Origin of the sequence: Streptomyces sp. NPDC052020 (genome assembly GCF_040680575.1) — a bacterium.
Lineage (GTDB): Bacteria > Actinomycetota > Actinomycetes > Streptomycetales > Streptomycetaceae > Streptomyces.
The window spans coordinates 191403-214810 of sequence record NZ_JBFAWY010000009.1; the positions used below are offsets into that span (position 1 = coordinate 191403).

The following is a 23408-nucleotide window of genomic DNA, read 5'->3' on the forward strand; positions in this document are numbered from 1 at the left end:
CCGTACCCCATGACGTCCACGGTGCCCAACGCCGTCGAGCACACCGATGAGCAGCAGCCGCCGATCACCATGTTCGGCCCGGACTTCCCCTACGCCTACGACGACTTCCTCGCCCACCCGGCGGGCCTCGGCCAGATCCCCGCCACCGAGCACGGCACCGAGGTCGCCGTCATCGGCGGCGGCCTGTCCGGCATCGTCGCCGCCTACGAGCTGATGAAGATGGGCCTCAAGCCCGTCGTCTACGAGGCCGACCGGATCGGCGGCCGGCTGCGCACCGTCGGCTTCGAGGGCTGCGACCCGTCGCTGACCGCCGAGATGGGCGCGATGCGCTTCCCGCCGTCCTCCACGGCCCTCCAGCACTACATCGACCTCGTGGGGCTGGAGACCCGCCCGTTCCCGAACCCCCTGGCCGAGGCGACCCCGTCGACCGTGGTCGACCTCAAGGGCGAGTCCCACTACGCCGAGACCCTCGACGACCTGCCGCAGGTCTACCGGGACGTGGCCGACGCCTGGAACAGGTGCCTGGAGGAGGGCGCGGACTTCTCCGACATGAACCGCGCCCTGCGCGAGCGGGACGTGCCGCGCATCCGCGAGATCTGGTCCCGGCTCGTCGAGAAGCTCGACAACCAGACCTTCTACGGCTTCCTCTGCGAGTCGGAGGCGTTCAAGTCCTTCCGGCACCGGGAGATCTTCGGCCAGGTCGGCTTCGGCACCGGCGGCTGGGACACCGACTTCCCCAACTCCATCCTGGAGATCCTGCGGGTCGTCTACACCGAGGCCGACGACCACCACCGCGGCATCGTCGGCGGCTCCCAGCAGCTGCCGCTGCGGCTGTGGGAGCGCGAGCCGGAGAAGATCGTCCACTGGCCGTACGGCACCTCGCTGAAATCGCTGCACGCCGACGGGGAGCCCCGCCCGGCCGTGACCCGCCTCAACCGCACCGCCGGCAACCACATCACGGTGACCGACGCGCGCGGCGACATCCGCACCTACCGGGCGGCTATCTTCACCGCCCAGTCCTGGATGCTGCTGTCGAAGATCGCCTGCGACGACTCGCTCTTCCCGATCGACCACTGGACCGCGATCGAGCGCACCCACTACATGGAGAGCTCCAAGCTCTTCGTGCCGGTCGACCGGCCCTTCTGGCTGGACAAGGACGAGGAGACCGGCCGGGACGTGATGTCGATGACGCTCACCGACCGGATGACGCGCGGTACGTACCTGCTGGACAACGGCCCGGGCGAGCCGGCCGTCATCTGCCTGTCCTACACCTGGTGCGACGACAGCCTGAAGTGGCTGCCGCTGTCCGCGAACGAGCGGATGGAGGTCATGCTGAAGTCGCTCGGCGAGATCTACCCGAAGGTCGACATCAGGAAGCACATCATCGGCAACCCGGTGACCGTCTCCTGGGAGAACGAGCCCTACTTCATGGGCGCGTTCAAGGCCAACCTGCCCGGCCACTACCGCTACCAGCGCCGCCTGTTCACCCACTTCATGCAGGACCGGCTGCCCGAGGACAAGCGGGGCATCTTCCTCGCCGGCGACGACATCTCCTGGACGGCCGGCTGGGCCGAGGGCGCCGTCCAGACCGCGCTGAACGCGGTCTGGGGCGTCATGCACCACTTCGGCGGCGAGACGGACCCGGCCAACCCGGGCCCCGGCGACGTGTACGACGAGATCGCGCCGGTCGAGCTCCCGGAGGACTGAGCCCCGGCGGCGCCACGGGACCGTCACCCGTGGCGCCGCGCTCAGATCCCGGCCGCCCGCGCCTTCTCGTACACCTCGGCGGCGACGTCCTTCAGCTCCTGGGCGTCCCGCAGGGGGCCCTGGAGGTCGAGGAGGATCTCCTCCAGCCCGATCTCGGCGTGGGCGGCGAGATCCTCGACGATCTGGTCGACGCTGCCCTGGAACGGCCGGCGCCCGTCGCCGTCGTACGCTTTGGCCTGGACCCGCGCGTTGATCCGCAGCACCGACCGGATCGGCTCCGTGCGGCCGCGCTCGTCCGCCAGCTCCCGCAGCTCGCGCCACTGCGCGGCGAGGGCCTCGGCTCCCACGCCCACCGGCAGCCAGCCGTCCGCGTGGTCGACGAGCCGGCGCCGGGCCCTCGCACCGCTCGCGGCCAGCAGGACCGGGATGGGCCGGGCGGGTTTCGGGCCGGCCACGGCGGAGGCGATCTTCGTCAGGCGCCCGTCGTACACCACCGGGTCCGGGCCCCAGACCGCCCGGCACACCTCGATCAGCTCGTCCAGCACCCGGCCGCGCTCCTCGAACGGCCGCACCGACGCCGCCGCGTACTCGTCGAGGGACCAGCCGGTGCCGAAACCGGCGACCACCCGGCCGCCGCTCGCCGCGTCGAGCGAGGCCAGCGCCTTGGCCAGGTGGAACGGCACGTGCAGCGGGGCGACCAGCACACTGGTGCCCAGCAGGGCCCGCTCGGCGGCCGCGGCCGCCAGTGTCAACGTCACGAGCGGGTCCGCCACGTTCCGGTACGTGTCAGGGCAGGCCCTCGATGCCGTACAGGCCCTGGGTGGCGGGCTCGGGGAACAGGGCCCGCTCGAAGACCCACAGGCTCTCGTAGCCGGTGCGCTCCACGGCGCGGGCCACGTCGGGGACGTCCTTGCCGAGGTCGTACTGGCGCATCTGGGGAAGACCGAGACCGAGCCGGGTCGCCATACCGTGTGCTCCTTCGCCGCCGGGTGCCCGGAACGCCAACGTGCCGCGCCGGTACGGGAGTTCCCGGGCGGGGTGACGGAGAGGGCCGGGATCAGCCGGGCAGCGGCGTGAGCAGCATGCGTCCGGCGAAGCCCACCGCCGCGTCGAGCCGCTCGGTGAACTCGCCGGCGATGTCCGGCAGTCCGCGCAGCGCCCACAGGGCCCGGGCCGCCGCCCAGGCCGCCTCACGGGCCCGCTCCAGGCTCCACGAGCCGAGCAGATGCGTCAGCGGGTCGGCGATCTGGAGAAGGTCCGGGCCCGGCATCAGATCCTCGCGGACCCGCTCCTCCAGCGACACGAGGAGATCTCCCACCCGGTCGAACTCGTCCTCCAGGTCGACGGGTTCGCAGCCGAGCGTACGGCAGGCGTCCACCACGGCGAGCGCCAGATCGTGCCCGACGTGCGCGTTGACGCCCGCGAGCGCGAACTGCACGGGACGTACGCCGGGATGGCGGCGGAACTGGAACAGGGGACGCCAGCATGCCGGTGGGCGCCGCCCGGCCGCGGCCGTCCCGACGGCGGCCAGGTACCGCTCGGCGAACCGCACGTCCAGCGCGATCGCGGCCCGGGCGTCCGGGAACCGCCCCGCGTCGATGTGCCGGTCGACCGCCTCGGTGACGGTGAGATAGACGCGGTTGAAGACCGCGACGCCGTCCCCGGCGGGCAGGGCCGCGCCGAGGGAGCGCATCCGGGACAGGACGGCGTCCACCGTGCCGGCGGCGGTGATGACTTGCTCGCAGTGCGCCATGGGGGCAGCGTGGCAGCTCCGGTCCGGCCGGAGTGCCGGCGGGCCGGGCGCTTCCCCGGAACGGGGGAACGCGACCGCCGCGCGGGGGCCTGACGTGTCCGGTCTCGTGCCCGGCGACCGGCCCCGGGCGGCTTCACCCCACGGGCGGGGGCCGATCCGCTCCCCGCCGGTGCCGGGCGCGGCGTGCGGCCCCCGTCCCGGCCCGGTGCGACGGGAGCCGGGACACGCGCGCGGCGTCCCGCGTCTACGACGTGGCGCGCTGAGAGCCGCCCTCGCCCTGGCTCCCGGTCCCGGCCTCCGCGTCGTAGGAGGACGTCCCCTCGTCCAGCAGGGGCTGCTGCGTCTTGAGGTGCGCGGGGGCGAAGACGCGCAGGGCGTGGTAGCCGGTGATGACGACCAGGGTGCCCAGCGCGATGCCGCTGAGGGAGAAGTTGTCGGTGAACTTCAGGCTGACGTTGCCGACGCCGATGATGATGCCCGCGGCGGCCGGCACCAGGTTCAGCGGGTTGCGCAGGTCCACCTTGGCGTTGATCCAGATCTGCGCGCCGAGCAGGCCGATCATGCCGTACAGGATGACGGTGATGCCGCCGAGGACGGCGCCCGGGATCGCGGCCACCACCGCGCCGAACTTCGGGCAGAGGCCGAACAGCAGCGCGAAGCCGGCGGCGGCCCAGTACGCGGCGGTCGAGTAGACGCGGGTCGCGGCCATCACGCCGATGTTCTCGGAGTAGGTGGTGGTGGGCGGGCCGCCGACCGCGGTGGAGAGCATCGAGCCGACGCCGTCGGCGGAGATCGCCGTGCCCAGCTTGTCGTCGAGCGGATCGCCGGTCATCTCGCCGACGGCCTTGACATGCCCGGCGTTCTCGGCGACCAGCGCGATCACCACCGGCAGGGCGACCAGGATCGCCGACCACTGGAAAGCCGGCCCGTGGAAGGAGGGCAGGCCGATCCAGTCGGCCTGGCCGACGGCCGAGAAGTCCAGCCGCCAGTGGTCGGTGACCTTGCCGCTGCCGTCCACGGAGTGGATCCGGCCGAAGACGCGGTCGAAGACCCAGGAGATGCCGTACCCGAAGACCAGACCGAGGAAGATCGCGATGCGGGACCAGAAACCGCGCAGGCAGACCACGGCCAGACCGGTGAACAGCATCACCAGCAGCGCCGTCCACTGGTCCTGCGGCCAGTAGGTGGAGGCGGTGACCGGCGCGAGGTTGAAACCGATCAGCATGACGACCGCGCCGGTGACGATCGGCGGCATCGCGGCATGGATGATCCGCGCCCCGAAACGCTGCACCGCCAGCCCCACCAGGAACAGCGCCACGCCCACGACGAGGACCGCGCCGGTGACCGTGGCGCTGGTGCCGCCCTGCGCGCGGATCACCGCCGCGACTCCGACGAAGGAGAGCGAACAGCCCAGGTAGCTCGGCACCCGGCCGCGGGTGGCGAGCAGGAAGACGACGGTCGCGACGCCCGACATCATGATCGCCAGGTTGGGGTCCAGGCCCATCAGGACCGGGGCGACGAAGGACGCCCCGAACATGGCGACCACGTGCTGGGCACCCAGCCCGGCCGTGCGCGGCCAGGAGAGCCGTTCGTCGGGGCGGACCACCGCTCCGGGCGCGGGGGTGCGTCCGTCGCCGTGAAGTTTCCAGCGGACGCCGAGATCCATGGGGTGTCGCTTTCGTCGTTTGTGCAGATCCGGTCCCATTGTCAGGGCTCGCCGGGCATGCTTCGCACATCTGAGCGGCTGCTTAGGATATGGACGCCGCCCTTGGCCTGTGCCATCGGATGTACGCGGCCCCTTTTCGTACGCACCAGGAGCCCCGCCCGTGACCGCCGAAGCCCTCGCCGCGCCCGCCCTGTCCTACGGCCGGCTCGTCCCCGTCACCGTCCACTTCGACGACCTGGACGCCCTCGGCCTGCTGCACAACGCCCGCTACCCGGTGCTGGCCGAGCGGGCGTGGGCGGAGCTGTGGCAGGAGCTTCTCGGCCTGCGCTTCGAGGGCGACTGGGCGGCGGCCGGGGACGCCTGCAACGCGGTCAGGGAGCTGCGCATCACCTATGACGCGCCGGTCACCCGGCCCGGTGAGTACGCCGTCCACCTGTGGCTGGAGCGGCTCGGCGGCACCGGCCTGACCTACGGCTTCCGCTTCTGCTCGGCGGACGGTGCCGCCACCTACGCCCGCGGCACCCGGGTGCTCGTCCGGCTGGACGCCCAGACGCTGCGCCCGGCGCCGTGGAGCGACGCCTTTAGGGCCGCGGGCCGGGAACTGCTGCGTCCGGCCGGATGACCCTCGGGCGGTCGCGGTCGCCCGCCCGCAGCACCCCCGCGAACGCCCCCAGGCCGCAGGACAACACCGTCACCAGCGCGAACGACACCACCAGACTGGTCGCCTGGGCCAGCGTGCCGATCGCGCTCGGCGCGACCAGCCCCGAGGTGTAGGTGATGGTCGCCACGCCCGCGATGGCCTGGCTGGGGTTGGGTCCGCTGCGGCCCGCCGCGGCGAAGCACAGCGGTACGACGACCGCGATACCGAGGCCCATCAGGGCGAACCCGCCCATCGCCACCGCCGGATGGGCCGCGAGGACGATGAGCAGCCCGCCGAGGGCGGCCAGCACGCCGCCGGTCCGGACCGTGCGCACGGCCCCGAAGCGGTCCACCACCCGGTCGCCGGCGATCCGGGCCATGGCCATGGTCAGGGTGAAGCCCGTGGTGCACGCGGCGGCGAGACCGGCCGACGCCTCCAGCTGGTCCTTCAGATAGACCGCCGACCAGTCCAGGCTCGCGCCCTCGGCGAAGACCGCGCAGAACCCGACCGCGCCGATCAGCAGCGCCGAGCGCGGCGGCAGCGCGAACCGCGGCGGCGGGTCCTCGTCCTCGGCGGGCTTCAGGTCCAGCACCCAGGTGCAGGCGGTCACGCCGAGCACGGTCAGCACGGCCGCGGCCAGGAGGTGGTGCAGCCGGGCGTCCGCGCCCAGATGGGCGGCGAGGGTACCGGCCGCCGAGCCGACCAGGGCGCCCGCGCTCCACATGCCGTGCAGCCCGGACATGACCGACTTGCGGAGCCGGTTCTCCACCTCCACGCCGAGCGCGTTCATCGCCACGTCGGCCATGCCCGCCGTGGCGCCGTAGACGAACAGGGCCAGGCAGAGGGTGAGGAGACCGGGGGCGAACGAGGGCGGCACCAGCGACAGGCTCCACAACGCCATCAGGCCGCGCAGGGCGCTGCGGGCACCGAAGCGGTGGGTGACGCGGCCGGCGAGCGGCATCGCGAGGGACGCGCCGAGCGCCGGGAAGGCGAGAGCGAGCCCCAGCTGACCGGCGCTGACCCCGGCGTGGTCCTGGATCCAGGGGACGCGGGTGGCGAAGGAACCGGTGACGGCGCCGTGCGCGGCGAACACGGCGGCCACGGCGTACCGGGCCCGCCTGACGTCACGTTGCGCGTATATCACTGCACTCATTCTCGGGCCCTCCCAGTGTGACCGCTCCCGCTGCGCGGCGTAAACTATCAGGAACCCTGCCTGATAGATAGGGGATCGCCGGTCGCCGCCTCCGCGGCCCGGCCCATCTGGAAGGATCCCGGCATGCCCGCATCCCCGAGCACCGCCCGGGCCATCAACGACCGGCTCGCTCTGCGCCTCCTCCAGCGGGAGGGCCCGCTGACGGCGGGGCAGCTCAAAGAGCTCACCGGCCTGTCCCGGCCCACCGTCGCCGACCTCGTGGAGCGCCTCACCGCCTCCGGCCTCGTCGAGGTGGTGGGGGAGTCCGGCGAACAGCGCCGGGGACCGAACGCGAAGCTGTACGGCATCGTCGCCGGCCGGGCGTACCTGGCCGCGCTCGACGTGCGCACCGAGGGCGTCTCCGTGCTCGTGTCCGACCTGCTCGGCCGGGTGCTCGCCGAGGCGTCCGCGCCGATCGGCGGGGGCATGGGGACTGGACCCGCGGTCGAGCAGGCGGTCGGCCTGGTCGAGCGCGTGGCCAAGGAGGCGGGGGCCGACCGCCCGCACACCGTCGGCATCGGCGCGCCGGGGCTCATCGACCCCGCCAGCGGGGAACTGCGCGACTCCTCCGGACTGCCCGCCTGGCACCGACGGCTGGTGGCCGCCCTGCAAGAGCGGTTCCCCGAGGCGCGGGTCAGGGTCGAGAACGAGACCAACCTCGCCGCCCTGGCCGAACAGCGCGAGGGGGCCGCCCGCGACCGGGACACGTTCGTGCTGCTCTGGCTGGGCCTGGGCATCGGCGCCGCGGTCGTCCTCGACGGCACCCTGCGCCGGGGCGCCTCCGGCGGCGCGGGCGAGATCGGCTTCCTGCCGGTACCGGGCACGGGGGGACTGCCGTCGGCCACCGACTGCGACGGCGGCTTCCACTCCCTGGCCGGGGCGTCCGCCGTCGTCGCGCTGGCGGCGGCGCACGGGATCGAGGCCCCGGCCGCCGCGCACGAGCCCCAGGCCGCGGCGCTGGTACGGCGGGCCGCGCGCGCGGCGGACCGCGAACCGGCCGCCGCGCGCTTCCTCGACGCCCTCGCCGAGCGGGTCTCCCTGGGCGCCGCCGCCGTCGTCTCCGTGCTCGACCCCGGGTGCGTGGTGCTGGCCGGCGAGGTCGGCCGGGCGGGCGGCGACGCGCTCGCCACCCGGGTCCGGGACCGTCTGGCGCGTATGTCGCCGCTGCCCACCGACGTGCGGCCGGGCGCCCTGGGCGGCGGCGCCGTGCTGCGCGGGGCGCTGCTCACGGCGCGGGACCGGGCGCAGGACGAGCTGTTCGCGCCCCCCGGCACGACGGGAGAAACCGCCGGCACGTGACCCCGCGCCGGGGGGAGGGCCGGGCGCGGGGTCAGGTGCCGGCGGCGTACGCGCGAGCGGCCCGCCGGGGCCGTGCGCGCTGGAGGGCCCGGCGGCGGGCAAGGGCCTTCGTCACCGCCGCCGGGCCGGTCAGGTCAGGGGATCAGCAGGCGCCGAGGTCCTGCCACACCCCCCATGGGCCGGTGGTTCCGGGCTCCTCGCCCTTCGTCCACCACTTGGACTTCCAGGAGTGCCCCCGGTGGGACACGGTGCTGCCGCCGCCGTACGCCGTCCCCGCGTTCCACGCCGGAGCCGTGCAGGCGCCGGTGCCGCCGGTCGGGGACGGGGTGGGCGACGGGCTCGGGGAGGCGGTGCCCGACGGCGTCGGCGTCGGGGTGGGCGTGGGGGTGCCGGGGTCCACCACGGTCGTCCCGCGCGTCAGGTCGCCCTTGAGGCCGTAGGTCTGCCCGCCGAAGGTCACCGTCCAGTTCGACGGCGTCGACACCGGCAGGTAGTACACGAAGTCCACCTCGGCCGAGGCCCCCGGCGGCAGCGACTGCCAGGCCGGCAGCTTCAGCGAAGCCCGGTGGTAGTCACCCTTCAGGCCCCCGACGTTGTTCCCCGTGTGGTCGCTGCGGATCACCGAAGTGCCCCAGCCGGACTGGTCCTTGGCGTTGCCGGGGGCGGAGGTGCCGTAGTCGAACCGGAACTCCGTGCCGCCGGGCAGCGTGGTCCGCGTGTTGTTGGTGATCTTCAGCTTGGGGCTGATCGGGTAGTTGGAGTCGCCGAGCGGGAACTGCCCGAACTCCACGTCGATGTCGAGCGCCCGGGCGGGCAGCTCGACCGTCGCGCGCGTGGCCCCGTAGGGGGACGCCGACTTGAACTTCTCGTACATCGTCGTGGTGAGCGTGTCGCCCGGCTCGTACTGCCCCTTGGCCGCGTTCCAGCCGTAGTCGCCCGCCAGCTCCCAGACCATGGTGCCGCCGATGCCGCGGTCCACGACGTAGTCTGCCTTGGCGGCGACGGACTGCTCGTCCTCGGTGGACAGGAACACCTTCTTCTCGGCGTTCCACAGCCACGGCGCCACCAGCGTCGGGTCGTACTTGCGGGCGTAGGTTCCGGTGAGCTTGGTGCCGGCGGGGAAGCCGTACGTCGTCACGTAGTCCCCGACGACGCCCTTCTCCAGGTTCTTGGCGTGCCACATCGGGTTGGAGCCGGCCGGGGACTCCTTGCCCTCGGCGTCCTTGTCGTGCCACAGGTTGTCGATGCCGACGGCGCCGTCCCCGCACTTGGTCAGGCCGGCACCGGCCGGGCAACTGGCCGCGGGCGCCCTCCCCCACAGCCCGTCCGTGCCGCCCTGCACGTTCTTGAAGCCGCGCGTGTAGTACGGCAGCCCGATGTTGATGCGCCCGGCGGGCATCGAACCGCGGAAGTAGTGGTACGCCCAGTCGGTGTTCAGGTAGCCGATGCCGCCGTACTGGGAGGTGGTGTACACGCCCGCGGCGGCGAGCTCGGCGTCTTTGCCGTCGTCGAACAGGGACGCGTTGGGGCCGACGTACTCGTTCCAGGCGCCGTGCAGGTCGTAGGACATGATGTTGACGTAGTCCAGGTACTTCTGGACCTGGAAGGTCTCCATGCCGCGCAGCAGATATCCGGACGACGGCGCGGCGACGGTCAGCAGGTAGTGCCTGCCGTCCGCGGCCCCGGCCCGGTCGAGCTTCTCGCGCAGCGTCTTCATCAGCGCGGCGTAGCCCTTGACCAGCCCGGCGCGCCGCCCGTTGGCGAAGGACCAGTCGAGCGGGTTGCCCGCGTCCTTCATCGTCGTCGGGTACTCGTAGTCGATGTCGACGCCGTTGAAGCCGTACTTACGGATGAAGGAGACCGCCGAGTCCGCGAAGGTGTCGATGCCGGCCTGGTTGACCGAGCCGTCGGCGTTGGTGGCCATCGAGTAGAAGCCGCCGGAGTCGACGCGCTTGCCGCTGTCGTCGAAGTAGCCGCCGGTCTCCGCCCAGCCGCCGACCGAGACCAGCGTCTTGACGTCCGGGTGCTGCTTCTTGAACTTGTTCAGCAGGTTGAAGTGGCCCTTGTAGGGATAGGCCGGGTCCATCTCGGCGCCCGCGACACCGGGCCAGGTCATGCCGGTGGCCGGGTTCTTCTCGCCGTCCGCGCCGACCGAGATCTTGTGGTCCCCGCCGACGTGCGCGAAGGCGTAGTTGATGTGGGTGATCTTGTCCCAGGGGATGTCGGAGGCGAGGTAGGCGGGGGTGCCGTCCTTGCCGGTGCGCCAGCCGGTGAAGTAGCCGATCACCCGGCGCTGGTGGTCGGCGCCCATCTTCTCCCGGCCCGCCGAGTCGTAGACCGAGCAGTAGGGGACGTCCGCGCCCGGGGTCCGGTAGAGGCCGTCGGGGCGGCAGGACTCCTGGTCGGCGGCGTGCGAGACGGTCGCCGGGAGGCCGGCGAGCACCAGCCCGGCGACCGCGGCGGCGGTCGCGAACAGGGCGGGTCTCGCTCTGCGGCGTGAGGGGGAAGGCACAGTCGGTTCCTCTCCACGGAAGTTGCGCAGACCCTAGGAAGGACTAGACCAGTCAGTCAATAGGTATGGACCAATGCAAGGGGGTTCGGCTGCGCGCCAGTTGGTGCCCGGGGAGAGGACCGGAGGAGGCCCGCCGGATCCCTGTGAGCCACCGCACACCCGTCACCCGCATGGACGTCGATCAGGCGTGGCACACTGGGCCTGTACCAGAAGCAGCGCACTCCGGGGTCGGTGAAAGTCCGAACCGGCGGTTACAGTCCGCGACCCGGTCGCCTCCAGCGACCGGTTGACCAGGTGAAATTCCTGGACCGACGGTTAAAGTCCGGATGGGAGGCAGTGCGCGGCGAGCGGGCATACGTGCGCGCCGCCCTCTGGGCTCGTCCGCCGTGGACGAGCCCCGTCCGGCGTCGCCCCCGATGCCCTCGCTCGTACATTCTGTCGTTCCCGACAGCCCCGGAGTCCGTGCCCGAAGAGGCAGGAGGACCCGGGAAGTGTTCACCGGAATCGTCGAAGAGCTGGGCGAGGTCACCGCCGTCGAGACCCTCGACGACGCCTGTCGCTTCCGGCTGCGCGGCCCCGTCGTCACCCAGGGCGCGAAACACGGCGACTCCATCGCCGTCAACGGCGTCTGCCTCACCGTGGTCGACCACGAGGGCGACGAGTTCACCGCCGACGTGATGGCCGAGACCCTCAAGCGTTCCAGCCTGGGCGCCCTCACCGTCGGCTCCCGCGTCAACCTCGAGCGCCCCACCGCCGTGGGCGCGCGCCTGGGCGGCCACATCGTGCAGGGCCACGTCGACGGCACCGGCACGATCCTGGAGCGCACCCCCTCCGAGCACTGGGAGACCGTGAAGATCTCCCTGCCCGCGGACCTCGCCCGGTACGTCGTCGAGAAGGGCTCCATCACCGTCGACGGCATCAGCCTCACCGTCGTCGAGGCCGGCCCCGACTACTTCACCGTCAGCCTCATCCCCACCACGCTCGCCCTGACCACGCTCGGCCGCAAGCAGCCCGGCGACCCGGTGAACCTGGAGGCCGACGTCCTCGCCAAGTACGTCGAGCGGCTGCTGGCCGGCCGGGAGGAGACCAAGTGAACTGGCTCAACTCGGAGGCGTTCGCCCTCTTCGGCCAGCACATCAAGTGGTCGGACATGATCGGCAACGTGATCGGCCTGCTCGGCCTCGCCCTCGGCTGGCGGCGCTCGATATGGACCTGGCCGGTCCAGTTCCTCTCCGGCCTCATCCTCTTCGCGGCCTTCGCCACCGCCCACCTGTCCGGCAGCGCGGGCAAGCAGATCGTCGTCATGGTCGTCGCCGCCTTCGGCTGGTGGCAGTGGAACCGCGGCCGGCGCCGGACGCAGGACGGCTCGGTCGCCGTCCGCTTCGCCACCTGGCGCGAGCGCGGCGCCCTCCTGGCCGCCGCCGCCCTCGGCACCCTCGCCGTCGGCGGGCTCTTCACCGCCTTCCCCGCGCTGTCCTGGGACCCCTGGCCGGACGCCTACATCTTCGTCGGCACCGTCGTCGCCATGTACGCCCAGGCCCGCGGCATGGTCGAGTTCTGGCTCGCCTGGCTGCTGGTCGACCTGGTCGGCGTACCGCTGAACTTCGCCAACGGCTTCGCCTTCTCCGGCTTCGTCTACGTCCTGTACGGCGCGCTCGTCCTGTGGGGCCTGCGCGACTGGTGGCTGCGCTCCCGTAAGGCCGCGCAGCCCGTCCTGGAAGGAGCGCCCGCATGAGCGCGGCACCCGTCCTGTACGGCACCGACGGCATCGAGGACTTCGTACTCGACCCCGTCGAGCAGGCCATCGCCGACATCGCCGCCGGACGCCCCGTCGTGGTCGTCGACGACGCGGACCGCGAGAACGAGGGCGACCTCGTCATCGCCGCCGAGAAGGCGACCGAGGAGATCGTCGCCTTCATGATGACCGAGTGCCGCGGCCTGATCTGCGCCCCCATGGAGGGCGAGGAACTGGACCGGCTCCGCCTGCCCCAGATGGTCCAGGACAACACCGAGTCGATGAAGACCGCGTTCACCGTCTCGGTGGACGCCTCCGCCGCGCACGGTGTGACCACCGGCATCTCGGCCGCCGACCGCGCCACCACGCTCCGGCTGCTGGCCGGCGGCACCGCCCAGCCGTCCGACCTGGTCCGCCCCGGCCACGTCTTCCCGCTGCGCGCCCGCCCCGGCGGCGTCCTCGTCCGCGACGGCCACACCGAGGCCGCCGTCGACCTCGCCCGTCTCGCGGGCCTGCGCCCGGCCGGCGCCATCGTGGAGATCGCCGGCGAGGACGGCCGCATGCTGCGCCTGCCCGAGCTGATCCCGTTCGCCCGCAAGCACGGACTGACGATCATCTCCATCGAGGACCTGATCGCCTACCGCCGCGGCGCCGAGCCCACCGTCCGCCGCGAGGCCGAGGTCAACCTGCCCACCGCCCACGGCACCTTCACCGCGCACGGCTACCGCTCCACCGTCGACGGCGTGGAGCACGTCGCCCTCGTCCACGGCGAGATCGGCGACGGCACGGACGTCCTCGTCCGCGTCCACTCCGAATGCCTCACCGGCGACGTCTTCGGCTCCCAGCGCTGCGACTGCGGCCCCCAGCTCGACGCCTCCCTGGCCCGCATCCGGTCCGAGGGCAGGGGAGTGGTGGTCTACCTGCGCGGCCACGAGGGCCGCGGCATCGGCCTGATGTCCAAGCTGCGCGCCTACGAACTCCAGGAGCGCGGCCGGGACACCCTCGACGCCAACCTGGAGCTCGGCCTGCCCGCCGACGCCCGCGACTACGGCGCCGGCGCCCAGATCCTCGCCGACCTCGGCGTGCGCAGCGTGCGCCTGCTGACCAACAACCCCGACAAGAGCGACGCGCTCGTCCGGCACGGCATCGAGGTCCTGCGCCGCGAGCCGATGCCCGTCCAGGCGGGCGAGCACAACCTCCGCTACCTGCGCACCAAGCGGGACCGGATGGGCCACGACCTGCCCTGGCTGGACACGACCCCCGTGTCCACCTGCGGAAACCAGTAAGACGAACACCGAGGAGAGGCGAGAACGTGAGCGGCAAGGGCGCACCGGAACTGTCCGTACGCAACGTGGGCGACCTGCGGGTCGCGGTCGTCGCGGCCCAGTGGCACGAGAAGGTGATGGACGGCCTGGTGGACGGCGCCCTGCGCGCCCTGCACGAGCTGGGCATCGACGAGCCGACCCTGCTGCGGGTCCCCGGCAGCTGGGAGCTCCCCGTCGTGGCGAAGGGCCTCGCCGGGCGCGGCTACGACGCGATCGTCGCCCTCGGGGTCGTCATCCGCGGCGGCACCCCTCACTTCGACTACGTGTGCCAGGGCGTCACCCAGGGCCTCACCCAGGTCTCCGTCGACACCGGCGTCCCCGTCGGCTTCGGCGTGCTGACCTGTGACACCGAGGAGCAGGCCCTGGACCGGGCGGGCATCGAGGGCTCCAGCGAGGACAAGGGCCACGAGGCCGTCACCGCCGCGGTGGCGACGGCGGCCACGCTCCGTTCCGTGTCCGAGCCCTGGCGCTAGGCCGGCCACCGCAACCGCGTAGAGTGGGCGCCACCATGTCCAAGAAGACGTTCGAGGAGCTCTTCGCCGAGCTCCAGCAGAAGGCCGCCCACGGCGACCCCGCCACCTCCCGCACCGCCGAGCTGGTGGACAAGGGCGTCCATGCCATCGGCAAGAAGGTCGTCGAAGAGGCCGCCGAGGTCTGGATGGCCGCCGAGTACGAGGGCAAGGAGGCGGCCGCCGAGGAGATCTCGCAGCTGCTGTACCACGTCCAGGTGATGATGGTCGCCCGCGGCATCTCCCTGGACGACGTCTACGCCCACCTGTAAGCCACCCCGCACAGTCCCCGCACGACACCACGCAAAGGAAGCCCGCCTCATGCTGCGCATCGCCGTCCCCAACAAGGGTTCACTGTCCGGCCCTGCGGCGGAGATGCTGCATGAGGCCGGCTACCAGCAGCGCCGCGAGTCCAAGGAACTGCGGATCGTCGATCCGGGGAACGAGGTCGAGTTCTTCTACCTCCGCCCCCGCGACATCGCGATCTACGTCTCCTCCGGCCGCCTCGACATCGGCATCACCGGCCGCGACCTGCTGATCGACTCGGGCGCCGACGCGGAGGAGATCCTCCCCCTCGGCTTCGCCCGCTCCACCTTCCGCTACGCCACCAGGCCGGGCACCGCGAGCGGCGTCGGGGACCTGGCCGGCATGACGGTCGCCACCTCCTACGAGGGCATCGTCGCGGGGCACCTCGCCGACAACGGCATCGACGCCTCCGTCGTCCACCTCGACGGCGCCGTCGAGACCGCCATCGAGCTGGGCGTCGCCGAGGTCATCGCCGACGTCGTCGAGACCGGCACCTCGCTGCGCAACGCCGGCCTGGAGGTCATCGGCGAGCCCATCATGACGTCCGAGGCCGTGGTGATCCGCGGCACCCGCGCGGAGGCCGACGACACCGTCGAGGCCAAGGTGCAGCAGTTCCTGCGCCGCCTCCAGGGCGTCCTGGTGGCCCGGACGTACGTGATGATGGACTACGACTGCCGCGTGGAGCAGCTGGAGAAGGCCGTCGCCCTCACCCCGGGCCTGGAGTCCCCGACCGTCTCCCCGCTGCACAACGAGGGCTGGGTCGCCGTCCGCGCCATGGTCCCGTCCAAGGAGGCCCAGCGGATCATGGACGATCTGTACGAGATCGGCGCCCGGGCCATCCTCACCACCGCCATCCACGCCTGCCGCCTCTGACCACGCGATCGGGAGCGCCACCATGTCGGATGCCACCGCGGACCTTCCCGCCCTGCCCGTCACCTTCCGGCCGGGCCGTACCCGGGCCGTCCTGCTGGCCGCGGCCGTCCTCATCTTCGTGACCATCACCGTGGTCGCGCTGCTGCTGAAGCAGCTCACGCCCGCGGAGCGCCTCAGCTTCATCGTCACGGCGGCCCTGCTCGACAGCGTGCTGCTCCTGCTGGCCCGGCCCAAGGTCGTCGCCGAGGAGTCCGGCGTCACCGTCGTCAACCTCACCCGGACGCGCCGCCTGGAGTGGGCGGAGATCCTCCGGGTGAACCTCCGCGCGGGTGACCCCTGGGTCTTCCTGGACCTGAGCGACGGCACCAGCCTGCCCGCGCTCGGCATCCAGCCGGGCATCGCCAAGCAGCGCGCCATCGCCGACGCGCGGGCCCTGCGGGAGCTGGCCGAGGCCCGCTCCACCGTGCGGCCCGGGACGCGGCACGGCTGATCCGGGGCGCGTCCCGGAGACCGCCTCCGGGACACCCCGGGGACGGATGGGGGCGTCCGGCCTGCCACAACCAGCCCGGTCTTGATTAACCTGGTTGCGGAGCCGCGATCGCCGCGGCTCCGCCCCTGTCGCACCGCCCGGTGCACAGGGGTTCCTGCTACCCGAGGAGTGACCCCCTCCGGCGATGGACGGATCGTCCTGCAGTACCTGCGCCGCCCCCTGCCGACATAGCGCGCACCGGACCCACGAGGTCCGCGCCGACGCGGAGGCGGCGGCCTCATGACCACCCCCCTGCTGCTCCTGGCAGCCGCGTTCCTGCTGATTCTCGCCAACGGATTCTTCGTGGCGGCCGAGTTCGGCCTGGTGACCGTCGAGCGCCCCGAGGCCGAGAAGGCCGCCGCCGAGGGCGACCGGCGGGCCGGCCGGGTCGTGGAGTCCCTCAGGGAACTGTCGTTCCAGCTCTCCGGGACCCAGCTCGGCATCACCCTCACCTCCCTCGTCGTCGGCATGCTCGCCGAACCGGCGCTGGCCGATCTGCTGCGCGGCCCGCTCACCGCGGCCGGCCTCCCGGGCGGCGCCGTGCCCGGCGTGTCGGTGATCATCGGCATGCTGCTGGCCTCGGCCGTGCAGATGGTGATCGGCGAACTGGTGCCCAAGAACTGGGCCGTGTCCCGGCCCTTGCAGGTCGCGCGTTTCGTCGCCGGCCCGCAACACGGCTTCGCCCGCCTGTTCCGCCCGGTGATCGCCGGGCTCAACGCCGTCGCCAACCGTCTCGTCCGCGCGCTCGGCGTCGAGCCGGCCGAGGAACTGGCCTCCGCCCGCACCCCGGGCGAGCTGGTCTCCCTGGCCCGGCACTCCGCCCGCGCCGGCGCCCTGGAACAGGACACCGCCGACCTCTTCGTGCGCACCCTGTCCCTGGGCGACCTGACCGCGCAGCACGTCATGACCCCGCGCGTGAAGGTCAGCGCCCTCCAGGCGTCGGCGACCGCCCAGGACGTGGTCAACCTGACCCGCGCCACCGGGCTGTCGCGCTTCCCCGTCTACCGGGACAAGATCGACGAAATCGCCGGCATGGTCCACCTCAAGGACGCCCTCGCGGTCCCGGCGCACGAACGGCTGCGCACCCCCGTGGGCCGCATCGCCCGCCCGGCGCTGCTGGTGCCCGAGACCCTGCCGGTGCGGCCCCTGCTGGCCCGGCTGCGCAGCGAGCAGCCCATCGCCGTCGTCGTCGACGAGTACGGCGGCACGGCCGGAGTCGTCACCCTGGAGGACATCGTCGAGGAGATCGTCGGCGAGGTCCGCGACGAGCACGACGACGTACTCGGCGAGGCACCGGAACTGGCCCCCGCCCCGCCGGAGGACGGCCGCCCGGCCTGGGACGCGGACGGCGGCTGCCGCGTCGACGCCCTCGCCCGTATCGGGCTCGACGCGCCCGAGGGCCCCTACGAGACCGTCGCCGGACTCGTCGCCGACCTCCTCGGCCGCATCCCGGCCGTCGGCGACCTGGCCGAACTGCCCGGCTGGCGGCTGTCGGTCCGCCAGGTCGGCCACTACCGGGCCGAACGGGTCCGGCTGGTGCGCACGGCCTCCGCGCCGCTGCGGGAGGCCGCCCGGTGAGCGTCCTGCAACTACTCTTCGCCGCGCTGCTGGTGCTCGCCAACGGGTTCTTCGTCGGGGCCGAGTTCGCGCTCGTCTCCGTCCGCCGCAGCCAGATCGAGCCGCTCGGCACCGCCCGTGCCCGGCAGGTCCTGTACGGACTGGAGCGGCTGCCGCAGATGATGGCCGCCGCCCAGTTCGGCATCACCGTCTGCTCGCTGACCCTCGGCGCGGTCGCCGAGCCGACCGTCGCCCACCTGCTGGAGCCGGCCTTCGCCTGGATCCACCTGCCGCACGGGATGATCCACCCGCTCGGCTACGTCATCGCGCTCGCGGTGGTGGTCTTCTGCCACCTGGTCATCGGCGAGATGGTCCCGAAGAACCTGGCGATGGCCGCCCCGGAGAAGGCCGCGCTGTGGCTCAGCCCCGGTCTGGTCGCGTTCGCCCGGCTGTGCCGGCCGGTCACGGTCGCCCTCGGCGCCTGCGCCGGGGGCATCCTGCGGCTGTTCCGCGTCGAGCCCAAGGACGAGGTCGAGGCGGTCTTCACCAGCGAGCAGCTCAACCGGCTGGTGGAGGACGCCGGCCAGGCCGGACTCCTCGACCCGGAGGAGGCCGAACGCCTGGAGGACGCACTCGAGCTGGGCTCCCGCCCGGTGACGGACGTCCTGCTGCGGCGCGAGTCGCTGGTGACCGTCCCCCCGTCGGTCACCCCCGGCGAGATCGTCGAGCTCACCGCCCGCACCGGGTACTCCCGCTTCCCCGTCACCGCCGGCCACGGCGCCTTCATGGGCTACCTGCACGTCAAGGACGTGCTGGACCTGGAGGACTCCGAGCGGGCCGTGCCGCAGCGCCTGTGGCGGCCCATGACGACCCTGCGGTCCGAGCTGCCGCTCGACGACGCGCTCACCGTCATGCGCCGGGCCGCGACACATCTGGCGCAGGTGGCCGACGCGTCCGGCAAGGTGCTCGGCCTGGTGGCGCTGGAGGACGTCCTGGAGCTGCTCGTGGGCGAGGTACGGGACCCGGCCCACCGCGAGGCGGGCGAGATGACGGTGACCGAGCCCCGCACCGGCAGCCCGGAAGGGGCGCTGACCCACTGAACCCGGGCAACCCGGCCGCGGGATCCGTCACACCGCCGGCGGATCCTGCGGCCCCCGCCCCGACAGCACCTCGCCGTACGCCTGCATCAGGTCCGGCAGCCGCAGCGTCGCCAGGTCGTCCCGCGTCAGCGCGCCCGGACAGACCGACAGCCGCAGGTCCCGGTACGCGCAGCTCTTCTCGTACAGCGTGCGCAGGAACCGCCCGTTTCCCAGCTCGTCGATCCACCCCTGCTCGACGACATGCCCGGCGATCGAGCGCAGCTCGTCGAGCGCCTCGTCGTCCCACCGGTCGCCGTTCTCGGCGGCGAGCACCTTGCCGATCTCCGTCAGCTCCCCCGGCCGGTACGACGGGAAGTCGACGCGGGTGGTGAACCGGGAGGACAGCCCCGGATTGGCGGTCAGCAGGCGGTCCATGCCCTCCGGGTAGCCGGCCAGGATCACCACCAGGTGGTCGCGGTTGTCCTCCGCCCGCTTCAGCAGCACCTGCAACGCCTCGTCGCCATAGGCGTCACCCTTGCCGTAACCGGAGTTCGACAGGGAGTACGCCTCGTCGACGAAGAGGACGCCGCCGAGCGCGGAGTCGATCAGCTCGTTGGCCTTCACCGCCGTCTGCCCCAGGTATTCGCCCACCAGATCGGCGCGCTGCGCCTCCACGAGATGGTCACCGCCGAGCAGGCCGAGGGCGTAGAACACCCGCCCGAGGATGCGGGCGACCGTGGTCTTGCCGGTGCCGGAGGGCCCGGAGAAGACGAAGTGCCGCTTGGGCGGCTGGACCGGCAGGCCCTGCCCGGCCCGCAGCCGGGCCATGTTCAGCTGCGCCGACAGCGCCTTGACCTGCCGTTTCACCGGCTCCAGGCCCACCATGCGCTCCAGCTCGGCGAGCGCTTCCTCCAGTAACGCCGGATCGGTGGGCCCGGCGGGCAGGGACGGCTCCGGGGCGCTCCTGGCGCGGACCGACGGGCCGGGCACCGACGACAGGGGAGCGGCCGGCGGCTGCGGAGCGGAGAGTTTCAGGTCGCGTTCCTCGGTGCCGAAGAGCGGGTCCAGCCCGTCGGGGCCGTCCGCGCCGTCCTGCCCGCTGCCGGTCAGGGTGATCGCCGCGAGATCGGTGTCGTCGGCCGTCTCGTCGTATCCGTCGCCCTCCGCGATGGCGGCGAGCCGGGCCGAGGTGTCCATGAAGGCCGGATCGACACTGTGCACCGCCCGGTACAGCGGGAGGGCGGCGGCGCTGCGGCCCGTGCCCTCGTGGGCGCGCGCCAGCCAGTAGCGCAGCTCCTTGCGCTGCGGCTGCTCGCTGCGGCACCGCATCAGGGCCGCCGACAGCAGCGGCTCGGCCTGCCCGTACATCTCCAGACGGACCCGGGCCATGCCGCCGAACAGGCCGGCCTCGATGCCGAGCAGGGGGTCGTCGAGCAGCGGGTCGGTGTGCCGGACGAGCTGCTCCCAGTCCTTGACGAGATAGGCGCGGCAGGCGTGCAGGAAGCGGACCTGGCGGTCGGTGTCCACCGGCGGCAGCCCGGCCAGCGCCCGGTCCAGCTCCGGGACGTGGCGGCCGTCCAGCCAGTGGGAGGCGTGCGCGAGCAGCAGGTCGCGCGGGCTCTCCAGCACCGGCTGCACCCACCAGCCCAGCCAGTACCAGGAGTTGAGGGCGCGGCGGTGCCGGGCGCGCTGCTCGCCGAACCGGTCGCGGTGGCGGAACATGCGCAGCAGCGCGGTCGTGGTGTCCACGCGCAGCGCGTGCAGGCCCAGCCAGGCGTCGGCCATCCCGGGGTCCATCCGGACGGCGGCCCGGAACTCCTCCTCCGCCTGCGGATAGGCACCCATGGTGTAGGCGTCCACGCCTCGCAGCCAGGCGAGGTCGGCCGGGGCCTTGGGGCCCTGCGTGCCGAAGTCCATCACGTCCCCCACAAACCGTGCCCCCGTCGCTATGCCGCCGGGCCCGTCGCCCGCCGGCGGCCCAGGTCGAACCGCTCTGCCGCGGACCGGAGTTGCAAGGTGCGCGAAGCGGCCGTCCGCAGGTCGCACCGAGGGCATCGTACCCGCGGCCGTGTCGCCTCCGAAGGGCGCCGCGGATCGCCTCTCGGCGCGGCGGAGCACAGGGGGCGCACGCCCTGTGATGACGGAGGGTGAGCGCACGATGCCGCGCGGCGCCCGCGCACGGGGCGAGGACAGGACGAAGCCCCCGGTCACGGGGGAACAACCGGGGGCTTCGCGTCTCTGGGCGGCGTTCGAATGGCCGCACATTGAGAACGTAAGTCCTGTACGGCTCCTCGGTCAAGCGCGGTCGGACCCACTCCGGCAAGTTGGCCGAGACCGATCTTCACGAGTTCACCACACTCCGAGCGGTCCGTCACCCTCGGTGAAGAACTGGTCTGTCCCAGCGGTTCTCCCCGGTCCCAGAAGCACCTCATAACCCTCACGCCACTGCCGCACCAGGAGATCGGCGAACGGCCGCGAGGGGTCGTCGGCGAAATGACGGCGCTCCGCGCGGACCCACCCCTCCCAGAACTCCCGCTGCTCCTCCCCGTCCCGGGCCCGCCCCCGCTCCCATGCCTCCTCGCGCGGCAGGTCCATCCACAGCAGCAGGGCCAGATGCGGGCGCACTGCCCGGCGGCCCGCGCCGACGCCCTCGACCAGCACCACCGGGGCGGGCGGCAGCTCGCGCGGCGGGCCGAAGCGGCGGGCCCGCCAGTCGTAGGGGGAGTAGCGCGCCGTCTCCCCCCGGCCGAGGGGGCCGACCACCTGGTCCAGCAGCCGTCCGGCCCAGCCGAAGAGCTCCTCGTGGGTGGCGATGTCGTCCAGGCGGAGCACCGGCGCGCCGCCGAGCGCCCGCGCCAGCCGCCCGGCGAAGGTCGACTTCCCGGAACCGGCGTGCCCGTCGACGCCGATCAGGCGGACCGGGCCGCAGGAGGCGGGAAGACGGCGGATCCGGGAGGCGAGGTCGTGAATGGCTGGTCCTCGGCGGTACGGGAGAGGCGGACATCGGTCGCCGTGCACTCTAACGGCCACCGTGCCGCCGGGTCCGCACCGCCCGCGGGCCCGGCCGGTGACCGGTACCGGTCACCGGGGGCGCGGCAGGGCCCGGGTGCTGGCAGGAGCGACCGCCTGCGGCCATAGTTGGCGCACGACCGTGCAACGGACCTGCCCCGACTCGGACACCTGGGGGTCTTCCGCCCATGAGCAGAGCCGAACAGCCGTCCCGCAGAACCGTCCTGGCCGCCGCGGTGGCCGCCGCCGCGGCCGGCGGCACCGTACCGGCCGCCGCCGCGGACACCGTGACCGCCGCCGCCGGACTCGACCGGGCCCCGGCCCGCCCCGTCGACTACCGGGGCTGGAGTACGTACCGCGACTGGCGGGCCGGAACCGCCCAAGGCACCCGCGCCGTCGCGGGCGCCCGCCCCGGCATCGTGCTCGGCGCCCCGGCCGGCATCGCCGACTACACCGACCCGCACACCGGCCGGACCGCCGCCTGGGAGTACGCCACCTGGACCTCACCCGTCCACCGGTTCGCCGTGCCCTCGACGGAGGCCGTCGTCTCCTGGAACGCCCGTACGCCGGACGGCACCTGGATCCAGGCCGAGCTGGGGGGCGCGTACTCCGACGGCACCGAGACGCCCTGGTACGTGATGGGCCGCTGGGCGGCCGGCGACCAGGACATCCGGCGCACCTCGGTCGACGGCCAGGGCGACGGCAGGAGCAGCGTCTGGACGGACACGCTCGCTCTCGACGACCCCGCCACCGGACTGCGCCTGGCCCACTGCCGGCTGCGGCTGACCCTGTACCGCCGCCCCGGCACGCGGGCGAGCCCCACGGTGTGGCGCGCCGGCGTCATGGGCTCCGACGTCCCCGACCGCTTCACCGTCCCCGCCTCCACCCCCGGCCTCGCCCGGGAGCTGGCCGTCCCGCGCTACTCGCAGGAGATCCACAAGGGCCAGTATCCCGAGTACGACAACGGCGGCGAGGCGTGGTGCAGCCCCACCTCCTCGCAGATGATCATCGAGTACTGGGGCGGCCGGCTCACCGAGGAGCAGCTGGCGTGGGTCGACCCCTCGTACGCCGACCCGCAGGTGTGCCACGCGGCCCGCCACACCTACGACTACCAGTACGCCGGCTGCGGGAACTGGCCGTTCAACGCGGCCTACGCGGCCACCTTCGACGGCCTCCAGGGCGTGGTCACCCGCCTCGGCTCCCTCACCGACCTGGAGATCCTCATCGCCGCGGGCATCCCGGCCATCACCTCGCAGTCCTTCCTCAAAGAGGAGCTGACCGGCGCCGGGTACGGCACGGCCGGGCACCTGATGACGGTGATCGGCTTCACCCCCGACGGGGACGTGATCGCCAACGACCCCGCCTCCCCGTCCAACGAGCAGGTGCGGCGCGTCTACCAGCGGCGGGAATGGGAGAACATCTGGCTGCGGACCAAGCGGTACAACGCCGCCGGCAGGGTCGTCTCCGGCACCGGCGGCGTCTGCTACCTGTTCTTCCCGGCGCGTCCGAGCCCGCGCCAGCGCAGGGCGCTCGCGGCGGTGGGCGTGCGCTGATCCGGCGGGGGAGAGGCCCCCGGTGCGGGCGCGCCGGGGGCCTCTCCCTGTGACCGACATCTCGGCCGCAACGGCTGCTTTCGGTGGCAAGGTGGACAGGTCGGCGGGGGGCCGGCGGCGGGGGCTCTCCGGCGGGGAAACGCCGGCGAGGGATGTCCACAGCA

At 72.9% G+C, this 23408-nt stretch carries 19 protein-coding genes, 1 pseudogene and 1 riboswitch; of the genes and pseudogenes, 13 read left to right on the forward strand and 7 right to left on the reverse strand.

Annotated features, from left to right (window positions below; all coding sequences use genetic code 11):
• Window positions 1-9: 9 nt before the first annotated feature.
• A complete protein-coding gene (locus tag AB0L74_RS12345; protein ID WP_365649354.1) occupies window positions 10-1707 on the forward strand; it encodes an NAD(P)/FAD-dependent oxidoreductase in 1698 nt (565 codons plus the stop codon).
• 41 nt (window positions 1708-1748) lie between these two features.
• Here the strand turns inward: AB0L74_RS12345 and AB0L74_RS12350 are convergent.
• The 3 genes and pseudogenes from AB0L74_RS12350 to AB0L74_RS12360 all read right to left on the reverse strand — a co-directional run bounded on the left by AB0L74_RS12350 (window position 1749) and on the right by AB0L74_RS12360 (window position 5126).
• Window positions 1749-2673: pseudogene (locus AB0L74_RS12350) on the reverse strand (TIGR03619 family F420-dependent LLM class oxidoreductase).
• Window positions 2674-2764: 91 nt separating this feature from the next.
• Window positions 2765-3460: a DUF5995 family protein gene (locus AB0L74_RS12355; RefSeq protein WP_365649357.1), complete on the reverse strand. Its 696-nt coding sequence runs from the start codon at window positions 3458-3460 to the stop codon at window positions 2765-2767.
• A gap of 244 nt (window positions 3461-3704) precedes the next feature.
• Window positions 3705-5126: a solute carrier family 23 protein gene (locus AB0L74_RS12360; protein WP_365649360.1), complete on the reverse strand. Its 1422-nt coding sequence runs from the start codon at window positions 5124-5126 to the stop codon at window positions 3705-3707.
• A gap of 160 nt (window positions 5127-5286) precedes the next feature.
• On the opposite strand from AB0L74_RS12360, the gene AB0L74_RS12365 reads away from it, so the two are divergent.
• Complete coding sequence (locus tag AB0L74_RS12365) at window positions 5287-5748, forward strand: thioesterase family protein (protein ID WP_365649363.1); 462 nt, start codon at window positions 5287-5289, stop codon at window positions 5746-5748.
• Here AB0L74_RS12365 and AB0L74_RS12370 read toward each other — a convergent pair.
• Window positions 5708-6919, reverse strand: coding sequence for an MFS transporter (locus AB0L74_RS12370; protein WP_365649366.1), 1212 nt, complete (start codon window positions 6917-6919; stop codon window positions 5708-5710). The genes AB0L74_RS12365 and AB0L74_RS12370 overlap by 41 nt on opposite strands.
• Before the next feature lie 123 nt (window positions 6920-7042).
• Between AB0L74_RS12370 and AB0L74_RS12375 the strand changes: the two genes are divergently transcribed.
• Window positions 7043-8257 (forward strand): ROK family transcriptional regulator, encoded by a 1215-nt coding sequence (locus AB0L74_RS12375; protein ID WP_365649369.1) that lies wholly within the window; start codon window positions 7043-7045, stop codon window positions 8255-8257.
• A 142-nt stretch (window positions 8258-8399) separates the two neighbouring features.
• On the opposite strand, the gene AB0L74_RS12380 is transcribed toward AB0L74_RS12375, so the two are convergent.
• Complete coding sequence (locus tag AB0L74_RS12380) at window positions 8400-10769, reverse strand: chitinase C-terminal domain-containing protein (RefSeq protein WP_365649372.1); 2370 nt, start codon at window positions 10767-10769, stop codon at window positions 8400-8402.
• Window positions 10770-10982: 213 nt separating this feature from the next.
• Window positions 10983-11113: riboswitch (FMN riboswitch) on the forward strand.
• A gap of 147 nt (window positions 11114-11260) precedes the next feature.
• Between AB0L74_RS12380 and AB0L74_RS12385 the strand changes: the two genes are divergently transcribed.
• The 9 genes from AB0L74_RS12385 (at window position 11261) to AB0L74_RS12425 (ending at window position 18703) form a co-directional block, all read left to right on the forward strand.
• Window positions 11261-11863, forward strand: a complete 603-nt coding sequence (locus AB0L74_RS12385) for a riboflavin synthase (RefSeq protein ID WP_365649375.1) — start codon at window positions 11261-11263, stop codon at window positions 11861-11863.
• On the forward strand, window positions 11860-12504 hold the full coding sequence (locus AB0L74_RS12390; RefSeq protein ID WP_365649378.1) for a nicotinamide mononucleotide transporter family protein: 645 nt from the start codon (window positions 11860-11862) through the stop codon (window positions 12502-12504). Before AB0L74_RS12385 ends, AB0L74_RS12390 begins: the two co-directional genes overlap by 4 nt.
• On the forward strand, window positions 12501-13790 hold the full coding sequence (locus tag AB0L74_RS12395; RefSeq protein ID WP_365649381.1) for a bifunctional 3,4-dihydroxy-2-butanone-4-phosphate synthase/GTP cyclohydrolase II: 1290 nt from the start codon (window positions 12501-12503) through the stop codon (window positions 13788-13790). The genes AB0L74_RS12390 and AB0L74_RS12395 overlap by 4 nt, the downstream gene beginning before the upstream one ends.
• Window positions 13791-13816: 26 nt before the next feature.
• Window positions 13817-14302 carry a 6,7-dimethyl-8-ribityllumazine synthase gene (gene ribH / locus AB0L74_RS12400; protein ID WP_365649384.1) on the forward strand — a complete coding sequence of 162 codons (486 nt, stop codon included), beginning with the start codon at window positions 13817-13819 and terminating at the stop codon, window positions 14300-14302.
• A 35-nt stretch (window positions 14303-14337) separates the two neighbouring features.
• A complete protein-coding gene (locus AB0L74_RS12405; RefSeq protein ID WP_365649386.1) occupies window positions 14338-14610 on the forward strand; it encodes a phosphoribosyl-ATP diphosphatase in 273 nt (90 codons plus the stop codon).
• Window positions 14611-14659: 49 nt separating this feature from the next.
• Window positions 14660-15517: an ATP phosphoribosyltransferase gene (gene hisG / locus AB0L74_RS12410; RefSeq protein ID WP_365649389.1), complete on the forward strand. Its 858-nt coding sequence runs from the start codon at window positions 14660-14662 to the stop codon at window positions 15515-15517.
• A 22-nt stretch (window positions 15518-15539) separates the two neighbouring features.
• The gene (locus AB0L74_RS12415) at window positions 15540-16007 is read left to right on the forward strand and encodes a PH domain-containing protein (RefSeq protein ID WP_365649392.1); all 468 of its coding nucleotides are present in this window, start codon (window positions 15540-15542) and stop codon (window positions 16005-16007) included.
• Between the two features lie 279 nt (window positions 16008-16286).
• Window positions 16287-17624 (forward strand): hemolysin family protein, encoded by a 1338-nt coding sequence (locus AB0L74_RS12420; protein WP_365649395.1) that lies wholly within the window; start codon window positions 16287-16289, stop codon window positions 17622-17624.
• The gene (locus AB0L74_RS12425) at window positions 17621-18703 is read left to right on the forward strand and encodes a hemolysin family protein (protein WP_365649398.1); all 1083 of its coding nucleotides are present in this window, start codon (window positions 17621-17623) and stop codon (window positions 18701-18703) included. The genes AB0L74_RS12420 and AB0L74_RS12425 overlap by 4 nt, the downstream gene beginning before the upstream one ends.
• A 27-nt stretch (window positions 18704-18730) precedes the next feature.
• Here the strand turns inward: AB0L74_RS12425 and AB0L74_RS12430 are convergent, their stop codons facing one another.
• Both AB0L74_RS12430 and AB0L74_RS12435 read right to left on the reverse strand, forming a co-directional pair.
• On the reverse strand, window positions 18731-20599 hold the full coding sequence (locus AB0L74_RS12430) for an AAA family ATPase (protein ID WP_365649401.1): 1869 nt from the start codon (window positions 20597-20599) through the stop codon (window positions 18731-18733).
• 432 nt (window positions 20600-21031) lie between these two features.
• On the reverse strand, window positions 21032-21700 hold the full coding sequence (locus AB0L74_RS12435; protein WP_365649404.1) for a hypothetical protein: 669 nt from the start codon (window positions 21698-21700) through the stop codon (window positions 21032-21034).
• A 179-nt stretch (window positions 21701-21879) separates the two neighbouring features.
• Between AB0L74_RS12435 and AB0L74_RS12440 the strand changes: the two genes are divergently transcribed.
• The gene (locus AB0L74_RS12440; RefSeq protein WP_365649406.1) at window positions 21880-23244 is read left to right on the forward strand and encodes a peptidase C39 family protein; all 1365 of its coding nucleotides are present in this window, start codon (window positions 21880-21882) and stop codon (window positions 23242-23244) included.
• The last annotated feature ends 164 nt before the right edge of the window (window positions 23245-23408 follow it).